This window comes from Desulfobaculum sp., from assembly GCF_054921475.1.
In genome coordinates this window covers 1-9,112 of record NZ_JBUDSW010000146.1, presented here as the reverse complement: position 1 = coordinate 9,112, position 9,112 = coordinate 1, and the positions used below count along the sequence as shown (strand labels likewise).

The 9,112-nt window shown below is 58.7% G+C and carries 7 protein-coding genes; all 7 read right to left on the bottom strand.

Annotated elements, in window-relative coordinates:
• Positions 1 to 1,366, bottom strand: a 1,366-nt coding sequence (locus tag ACY69P_RS10465; protein ID WP_462327424.1) for a PAS domain-containing protein, incomplete at its 3' end; no start/stop codon positions are given.
• Positions 1,367 to 1,740: 374 nt separating this feature from the next.
• Positions 1,741 to 2,700 carry an AEC family transporter gene (locus ACY69P_RS10460; RefSeq protein ID WP_462327423.1) on the bottom strand — a complete coding sequence of 320 codons (960 nt, stop codon included), beginning with the start codon at positions 2,698 to 2,700 and terminating at the stop codon, positions 1,741 to 1,743.
• 543 nt (positions 2,701 to 3,243) lie between these two features.
• Positions 3,244 to 3,693, bottom strand: coding sequence for a cereblon family protein (locus ACY69P_RS10455; protein WP_462327422.1), 450 nt, complete (start codon positions 3,691 to 3,693; stop codon positions 3,244 to 3,246).
• 322 nt (positions 3,694 to 4,015) lie between these two features.
• Positions 4,016 to 4,669, bottom strand: a complete 654-nt coding sequence (locus tag ACY69P_RS10450) for a potassium channel family protein (RefSeq protein ID WP_404845058.1) — start codon at positions 4,667 to 4,669, stop codon at positions 4,016 to 4,018.
• A gap of 45 nt (positions 4,670 to 4,714) precedes the next feature.
• Positions 4,715 to 6,082: a TrkH family potassium uptake protein gene (locus ACY69P_RS10445; protein WP_462327421.1), complete on the bottom strand. Its 1,368-nt coding sequence runs from the start codon at positions 6,080 to 6,082 to the stop codon at positions 4,715 to 4,717.
• A 29-nt stretch (positions 6,083 to 6,111) separates the two neighbouring features.
• Positions 6,112 to 7,560: a TrkH family potassium uptake protein gene (locus ACY69P_RS10440; RefSeq protein WP_459899963.1), complete on the bottom strand. Its 1,449-nt coding sequence runs from the start codon at positions 7,558 to 7,560 to the stop codon at positions 6,112 to 6,114.
• Positions 7,561 to 8,928 carry a Trk system potassium transporter TrkA gene (gene trkA / locus ACY69P_RS10435; RefSeq protein ID WP_462327420.1) on the bottom strand — a complete coding sequence of 456 codons (1,368 nt, stop codon included), beginning with the start codon at positions 8,926 to 8,928 and terminating at the stop codon, positions 7,561 to 7,563. It abuts the gene before it with no gap.
• Between the last annotated feature and the right edge of the window lie 184 nt (positions 8,929 to 9,112).

The following is a 9,112-nucleotide window of genomic DNA, read 5'->3' as shown; positions in this document are numbered from 1 at the left end:
TCATGTTGGCGAGGAAGGCGCTCTTGGCCTGATTTGCGCTTTCGGCCGCGTCGCAAGTTTGCTGTAGGGAGAGTTCGGTATTCTTGCGGTCCGTGATGTCTATGGCCATACCAAGCATCCGGTCCGGCTGGCCGTCATCATCAAAATACACTGTCCCGGTCACGGCTATCCACCGCACATCCCCATCGGGACGCAGAATGCGGTAGTCGAGGTTATACTTGCTCTCGCCCCGCAGGGCGGCGTCCAAGGCCTCCTGAACCCGCTCCTTGTCCGCGGGATGAATGGCATCGAGGAAAACCTTAAACGGCAGCGACTCGCCCTCCGGCCCAATGCCAAAAATCTTATAGACAACATCGCACCACTCCAGCCGCTCTTCCTTGATGTGCCACTCCCAGCCGCCAACGCCCGCAAGCATCTGCACCTTGCTCAGGCGCGATGTCAGGCCCTGCTCTTCGCACTGCTCGACCTCTGCATGCGCTTCGGCCTGTTCGTTGACGACAACGGTCATCCCGGCGAACTTCCCGGAAACATCGGCCATGGCACTCATGGAGAGGAGCAGCGTCCGAGGGGAATCATGAACGACGGCCTCGCGGCGCGAGACGGAATACTGCTTCCCCTCTTTCAGGAACTCCTGCACATCGGGCGCTATCCACGGCAGCACATCGGCGCAGGGTTGCCCAAGCACCTCCGCACCGGGGCCAACACTCTGCCCATTGCCATTCGCGGCGTCCGACAGCAGGTAATATAAACCTCCGCTTGCAGCGGGAAATCCCAAAAAATCCAGCCCCGCCCTGTTCACATTGCGGACGCAACACGCATCGTCCAACACAAACACCGGCACGGCGACGCTTTCAAACAAGGTAAGGTACAGGTTCTTTTCGTTGGTCATCTGCCGCATGCGTTCCTGCAAGGCGCGCATGCGTTCCTCGTCGCCCGTTTTGGCCCATTCAACGGCAAGGGCCAGCTCAAACCGATCAAACGTACGCAGGATGTAACTGGACCACGGCTGGACCTTGTTCTCATCCCCCTTTTCCGCCACCAAATCGAGGTAACTTTGGCGGTAATACTTGAGAAGCCCCAAGAACATACCAAGGTCTATCCCGCGTTCACGATGACGGCGGGCCTCCAAAATGCCGAAAGCCGCAACCGGGTCCTCCGCGTAGTTTTCGGACGAATTGAATTCAAAAAGGGAAGGATCCTTGGCGTAGGCTTCGGTTATAGACGACGTCAGCCCAGAAATAGAAAGCCGCCATGCCTCCGGAAGTGTGGAGGTATAGCGGGTATAGTCATGTTCTTTGGCGTAATGGAGTATCCGGTCCATTAGCCAGTCTTCGTTGGATACGAGGAGGGTGTCGAGTCCCGTCATCCTGTGCGTCCCTTAGGGCAATCGAATCTGCCCGTGCGTCTTGTGAGCAATTGCAGCCGGGGCGGACCAATACCTGCCGCACCAAGAATTGCGTCACCCCGAAATGCAAACATTACAGGGAGGGCAATGTTGCGAGTGTAATATAAATGAAACGATTATGCCAATGCGATATCCACAGAACCGTGGAGAAAAGGGCCATGGAAAACCACAACAATTCTATGCCGTTGCAGTAAAGCGGATTATGGAAAGAAAAGGGAAAGGAAGAAATATATAAAACGCTCCGGCCCGGGGGATGCGTTGCAGTATCGCACAGAGGGGTTAAGGGGATCGGGCCGGAGCGGTTTTATCGGGGAAAGATTGCGCCGGGACAGGGGTTAGCCGATGGCGACTCCCATGCCTTCAGCGACCAAAAGCGTCAGCGCAAAGGCCGGAACGTACAGGAGCATGGACACCAAAACCGTGGCGGAAGTCTCCATCTCGCACGTTTCGTACACCTGAGACAGAATGCACGCCACAGCCGCCGTCGGCATGCCTGCCAGCAGGACGCCCATGACGAGCAGCTCGCCGCTCACGTCAAAGAGGAGCAAAAAGCCAAGGGCCAACAGCGGCTGGACAATGATTTTCACCACATTCACAGACAGTACGCTGCCAAGGCGCAGGTTGCGCTCCAGCCGCGCCATCAGCATGCCCACGGCAAACAGCGCGCACGGCACGGATGCCATGCCAAAGCTCTTCAGCCCCTGCGCGGCATAATCCGGCATGCCAAGGTCAAAGTATGACGCCGCCACACCGCAAAACGATGCGAGAATGATAGGCGTTTTGACCATGGTACACACCACCTGCCCTGCAATGGACAGCGTGCTCCTGCGCCCACCAGCGCGGTGGAACTCAAACTCCGCCACAACAATCATGACAATGAGCGTTGGCAGCAAAACACCAAGCGTGCTGGTAACAAACGCCGTCCTGCTGCCATGAAAGAGCGACAGCATGATGGGAAAGCCAAGGTACCCGCAGTTGGGGAAGCTGGCAGACGTGGAGCGCAGGCAACTGATGGTGCGGTGCGTTTTGAAAAAGAGCGACGAAACACAAAACATCAGCACATACGAGGCAAACATCGCCAGCGTGAATCCGGCAATAAACCGGAACTGGAATATTTCCTCAATGGGCGTGGTGGCCAATGAAACAAACATCAGCGCAGGCAAGGAAAAATAATAGACAAAATCGTTCAGCGCCGTGGCGCTGCCCTCGCCCAGAATGCCCCTACGCTGTGCGTACCACCCGGCAATAATCATTGCGAACAGCGGCAACAGTGAAGCGACAACAATATGAAACATGCTCGGATACCTCTCGGAGGCGCTCTGCGCCCCATCTCATGAAACGTTATTCTTCCCGGCTTGGACAAACCAAACTCCGGGTGTGTGGCGATACTCTCGCGCGTCGTGCTTCATGGTGGCTCGTAGGCATGCCTGCGAGTCGTCCCCCGGACACTTCCGCCCGCGCCTGTGCTGGCGCTGTGGTGGGCGTATTCCGGGCAACTTCACGTGTGGGGGCGGTGGATGCTGTCACATTCGTGCCCTCATCGCGCTCTGTGTCCTGCGGACGCGCTTTGAGGTCCACGCGGACTGTTTGGTCAACCAAACAGTCCGCGTGGCGGAGAGCGTTAATAGACCTCTCACAAGTGAGAGTCCAGCACTTTCTCCACATTTTTTTGCTTTTGCCGCATCGTGAATTTTTCCACGAATCTCCGGCGGGAAACACTGCAGGAAACGGCGTAACCATGCGCCTTCAGGCGTCATTCATGTGCAAAGTGGCACATGGAGATGAGGCCGCTCTTCCCGGCTTTTCGCAGCCCTATTTTCGCCTTAGCCCCAGAGGATTTAGTCTTCCTCCTCCGCCACTTCACGAAGCGCAGTGAGGACAAGGCCATAAAAGCCGCCACCGCCGCTGCCTGTATAGGACCACCCAAGGTGGCTTCCACAGCTGGCGCAGCCGACATTCTGCCACGTATAGCCGGGAAACCATGTAAACTCCGCACTCGCCATTCCGCCCGTAACCAGCCCCTGCGCAAAGGAAAAGCACCCAACCTCGAACACCTGCCCAAACGGGTTAAAGAACACATGCTCGTGCTTGCCCTGCACCTGTATACGCGCGCCAGCAGAGGTAATCCGCTGCCCGCACGCACGGCATACAATCTTGTTGCCGCCACCGCCAAACGACTCCTCCGGCCGCTCCAAAACAGCAGCGTCATCGCCCTGCACAGGCTCATCCTCATGCAGCACCCGCCACGCCCCAGCGCCGCACCCTTTTCCACATCCACACTGTGTCATACCCGCTTCCAAACCTCCTGAACTTTCTCCACCTATACCACAAGATGACGCCCCACGCTGGGCTTTTTCTCCCGTCGGGCCCCTGAGGATTAACCGTGTGCTGGGGCGACGCTTTTATTACCTCCGGTGGCTTAAGGACGACTGTCCTTAAGAATCCTGCGAGCGCACAGGCCGGGTGCGTGTAGAGGGGACTGTCGTCACCCCTGACAACTCCCGGCCCACGGCCAACCCTCTTTTAGGGGGCGGCTTCCGTTCCATAGAAAACGCCGCAAGCGGCGCGGTGGCGCGCTTGCGGCGTTGAGTGGCTGTTGAGGGGGCGGTGCTATGGAGTCAGCTTTTTGAGCATCTTTTCTTCCACAAAGACGACTAGCTCCGCGCCTTTGGTAAGCACGGTGTCGGCGCGGGGCAGGAATTCGAAGGCGGCGTCGTCCTCTGAGCGGACGGCCACCACCTGCACGCGGTAGCGGTTGGTGAGGTCCAGTTCACGCAGGGTCTTCCCTGCCCACTTATCCACGATAAGGCGCTGAATAAGCACGCCCATGCCAAAGGGCAAGTAGTCGATGAGGCCGGGATGCGTCATGCGCAGCGCCAGCTGCTGCGCGCCGTAGCGCTCGGGGAAGAACACTTCGTCCGCGCCAATTTTGGTGAGCACCTTTTCGTGCTCCCAGCTAATGGCCTTCACCCACACATGCTCCACCTCAAGCTCCTTGAGATGCAGGCAGATGAGAATACTGGCCTCCATGGCGGACCCAACGCTGACCACAACGTGCGATAAGTCCTGAAAGCCAAGCTGCTCCAGAACCGTTCTGTCCGTGCCATCGGCCTGGAAGACTCGCGTCAGTTCATCCTGCGCGCGGCGGACAAAGTCCGGATTGGAGTCCACACCGATAACGTCGTGCCCAAGCTCCATAAGGCGCTGGGCCAGAAAAAAGCCGAATTTGCCAAGGCCAATGACGCCGACTTCCAGCTTATCCATTCTTCACTCCATATCCACGGCGCAACACGAGGGGGTGCACCTAGGCTAACCGATGGGCAGACGTTTTTCCGCCCAGCGGAATTTCTCCTGAGTATATAGCTCCTGCAGCACCTGCAGAAACACGATGGGACCAAGGCGGCCCACAAACATTAACGCCGTCAGCGTCAGCTTGCCCGTTGTGGACAGCTCGGGCGTGATGCCCGTGGACAGCCCAACGGTACCAAATGCCGAGACCACTTCGAAAAGGATTTCCAAAAACTGCCCACGCGTGGCCGCATGCGGCACCGCGCCCGTCTCGCTGACGCAGAGGATAAGCGTCGCCAGCGCGATAACGCCCGTGGCCAGCATCATCAGTGTGAGTGCGCCGTTCATGGTAGATTCGTCAAGGGCGAAGTTGCCGACCACGGCCTGATGCCGCCCCTTGAGGCGCGCCACGCAAAACGCCGTCATGGCCCGCAGGGTAGTGACTTTCACGCCGCCCGCGCAGGACCCCGGCGCGCCGCCAACAAACATCAAAAACATCATGACCAGCAGCGAAACATTGCTCAGCGTGCCAATGTCCATGGTGTTGAACCCCGCCGTACGGCAGGTCACTGACTGAAACAGCGAGCCTAGGAGCTCCTCGCCGGGAGCGTACTGCCCCGAATGGAGCAAAAACTCCACCACAAGTATCGCCAGCGCGCCGCCAATGATGAGCCATACACTCATGCTCATCACCACCCGCGCATGCCAGGACAGCCGTCCAATAGGCTGAAAACGGCTCCCACCCGCGCGGATATGCTTGCCGGTGGCGTGCTCGGCAAGCTCCAGCAGCACCACAAAGCCCAGTCCGCCAAGAACGATCAGCGCCATGAACACGGCGTTGACGCCAATGTTGCCGCGCCAGTGCATCAAACTGTCCGCTTGGAGGGCAAACCCGGCGTTACAGAAGGCAGACACCGCGTGAAACAGCGCAGAAAACGGCGCGAAGCCCTGCGGGTCCAGCAGAAAGAGCGCCAGCGCGCCAAAGGCTTCGATAAGCAGGCACCCCAGCACAACGTGCTTGAGAAAGTGCCCAAGGCTGAATTTGGGGTCGTGCAGAAGGGTCTGGCTTACGGCCTCGCGGTCGGTGAGGGAAATGCGGTTGCGCCAGAGGTAAAAGATAAGGCTGGTGTAGGTCATAATACCCAGCCCGCCGAGCTGAATGAGCGCCAGCAAAACGCTCTGCCCTGCGGTGGAAAAGGCGGTGCCGGTGTCCACCACGGCAAGGCCGGTCACACACGTGGCGGACGTGGCCGTAAACAGCGCGTCAACCCAGCCCAGCGGCTCGCCCGTCAGGCTGAACCGCTGGTGCAGGAGTATGGTCCCCGCAAGGATGGTCAACGCAAACCCCGCAATGGGGAACAGAAACGTGGGTGTCTTTTTTCGGAGCATGAGTTCTCCTCCACGAAAGCGCCGCGCGGCTACTTTCGCCAGAACTCCGGAACGAAGAGGATAATGACGGTGTAAATCTCAAGACGCCCGAGCAGCATGCAGAAGACGAGCAGCCATTTGCCCAGCTGGGGAATCTCCGCATAGTTGTCCGTGGGGCCTACGCCGCCAAGGCCGGGGCCAATGTTGCCAATGCAGGCGACCACGGACGAAAACGCCGTCACAATGTCCACACCCATGGCCGCCAGATAAAACGACGACAGGATGAACAGACCAAGGAACAACAAAAAGAACCCGGTGATGGAGTTCATCACTTCCGGGGGCACGTTCTTGCCGCCCAGCTTCACGCGCGTCACCGCGCGGGGATGGATAAGGCGGTACAGTTCGTTGTAGGCGTGCTTGAACAGCAACAGGACGCGCATACACTTGATGCCGCCGCCCGTCGAACCAGCGCAACCGCCAAGGAACATCAGCGTAAACAAAAGGGCCTGTGGCAGCGGCGTCCAGATTTCATAGTCCGCCGTGGCGTAGCCCGTGGTGGTCACGATGGATGCCACCTGAAAGGACGTGTACCGCAGGGACTCCCAGAACGATTCATAATTCACGCCCCACACGGAGAACGTGGACACCAGCGTAAAAACGCCAAAAATGCCCATAAAGAACCGGAATTCCGGGTCGCGCCACATGAGCAGCGGACGCCCGCGAAGCAGCTGGTAATGCAGGGAAAAATTTACGCCGGCCAGCAGCATGAACACCGTAATGACCACATCAAAGTACACGCTGTCGTACGCGGCAATGGACGTGTTGCGCGTGGAAAAACCACCCGTCGCCATGGTGCCGAAGGTATGGCACAGCGACTCGAACATATCCATGCCGCCCAGCAGCAGGAGCACGGCTTCCACCACGGTGAACAGCACGTACACCTTCCACAGCAGCGACGCAGTATCCTTAATGCGCGGCTTCAGCTTATCCGGAACAGGTCCCGGTACTTCGGCCTTGTACAGCTGCATGCCGCCAACGCCGAGGAACGGCAAAATGGCAAGCGACAGCACAATAATGCCCATGCCGCCCAGCCAATGCGTCAGGCTGCGCCACATGAGCAGGCCGCGGGGAACAGCTTCGATATTCGACAGCACCGACGCGCCCGTTGTCGTAAAGCCCGAAATGGACTCGAACAGGCAATCCGTGAAGGTCGGCAGCATATCGCCAAACCAGAACGGCAACGCGCCGACAAATCCCGCCGCCAGCCACCCCAATGCCACGATAGCCATGCCCTCGCGGTGGTTCATAGGCGCGGCCTCGGTATCGCGGAACAGATAGAACAGCCCCGCACCACAGGTTGCCGCCACGCTGATGGCCTTCATCAGCGGCAGAGTCCCCGCATCGTCGTAGTACAGGGAAAAGCCCAGTGCAAAGAGCATAGAAACGCCCACACTGAGCAAGATGGCCCCCACGATGTGCAGGGTGTAGCGCCAGCGCATTTAGAACGTCTCCAGCTTCACCGTCAGGCGTTTTTCTACACGGGAAATATTCTTGGCCGTACTCAGCAGGATGATTCTGTCGCCCGGATGGATAACGGTATCGCCCGTGGGGAAGATAACCTTCTCGCCACGCACCAGCGCCAGAATCAGCGCGCCCTTGGGCAGGTGCAGGTCCTTCACGGACTTGCCGACAATGTCGGAATGCTCCTGCGCAACCGCCTCCAGCGCTTCGGCGGCTTCGCCCTTGATGGACGCCGCAGACAGCACCTTGCCCTGCCGCATATACTGGAGGATGGAATTCACGGCGGACAGCCGCGGACTCACGGTGTTCTCAATGCCAATGGCACGCACCAGCGGGAAATACGCGAACTTGTCAATACGCGTCACCGCGCGCGCCGCGCCAAGGTTCTTCGCCAACAGCGACGTCAGGATGTTCGTTTCCTCATCGCCGGTCAGCGAGATAACCATGTCCATGTCCGGCACGTTTTCTTCCAGCAGCAGCTCTTGGTCCGTTCCATCGCCGCGCAGGACGAGCGTCCGGTCCAGAATCTGCGCCAGCTCCTGACAGGAGTCCGCGCCCTGATCCACCAGCTTCACATGCATATTCTTCATGCGCTCCAGCCGCTGGGCCAGCCGCAGGCCAATATCGCCGCCGCCGATGATAAGCACATCGCGCACCGGGCGGAAATGGCTGCCAAAATGCTTCATAATGGCCGGCAGGTCTTCATCACGGCACACAAAATAGACAAGGTCGCCCTTGTGGATGAAATCCTCACCTGACGGAATAATCAGCTTCTCGCCGCGCACAATGGCCGCGATGATGATATCCACCCCGCCCATCTCGTCGCGGATGCCAGCCAGCCCACTGCCCACTACAGGGCTATTCCCGGAGACGTTCAGGCCAATGAGCTTCACGTGGCCATCAGCAAACTCGTTCACCTCCTCGGCGTCCGGCAGGCTGATGATGCGCTCAATGGTCTTCACCACCTCAACATCAGGATTGATGATCTTATCAATGGGCAACACCACCGTGCCGCGCGTCTCCTGAAAATCGATGTACTCGTCCTTGCGGATGCGAGCCAGCTTCACGATGTCCGGAGCCAGCGCCTTGGCACAGGTGCACGCTATGATGTTGATTTCGTCGCTGTCCGTGACGGCAAGCAGGACATCCGCCTCCGCAACGCCAGCAGCGTCAAGGATGGCCGGATCACTGCCAGATCCCGCAACGGTCTGGACGTCCAAGTATTCCGTAATGCGCTTGAGCGCATTCGCGTCCTTGTCGATAACGACAACTTCCTTGGACTCTGTGGAAAGCCGCCGGGCAATGTGAAATCCCACTTCGCCCGCGCCGATGATGATGACTTTCAAGGGTTCGCTCGCTTTTTTCCAAAAGATAAGAGGAAACTGTGTCGTGGCACCCTTACTGGAAAACCCTACTCAAATCCAGTGCCGACTGCACCCCCAAAAATCATACCCAAGGGCACCACTAGGCCCACCGGGCATAACGCCACAGGGCGCGCTGTGGCGGGCCGGGTCGCTGCGCCGCATGCCC

Bases quoted from the DNA above. Each gene is read 5' to 3' on its own strand.
- ACY69P_RS10455 (WP_462327422.1), bottom strand. From the start codon at position 3,693: ATGACACAGTGTGGATGTGGAAAAGGGTGCGGCGCTGGGGCGTGGCGG.
- ACY69P_RS10460 (WP_462327423.1), bottom strand. From the start codon at position 2,700: ATGTTTCATATTGTTGTCGCTTCACTGTTGCCGCTGTTCGCAATGATT.
- ACY69P_RS10450 (WP_404845058.1), bottom strand. From the start codon at position 4,669: ATGGATAAGCTGGAAGTCGGCGTCATTGGCCTTGGCAAATTCGGCTTT.
- ACY69P_RS10445 (WP_462327421.1), bottom strand. From the start codon at position 6,082: ATGCTCCGAAAAAAGACACCCACGTTTCTGTTCCCCATTGCGGGGTTT.
- ACY69P_RS10440 (WP_459899963.1), bottom strand. From the start codon at position 7,560: ATGCGCTGGCGCTACACCCTGCACATCGTGGGGGCCATCTTGCTCAGT.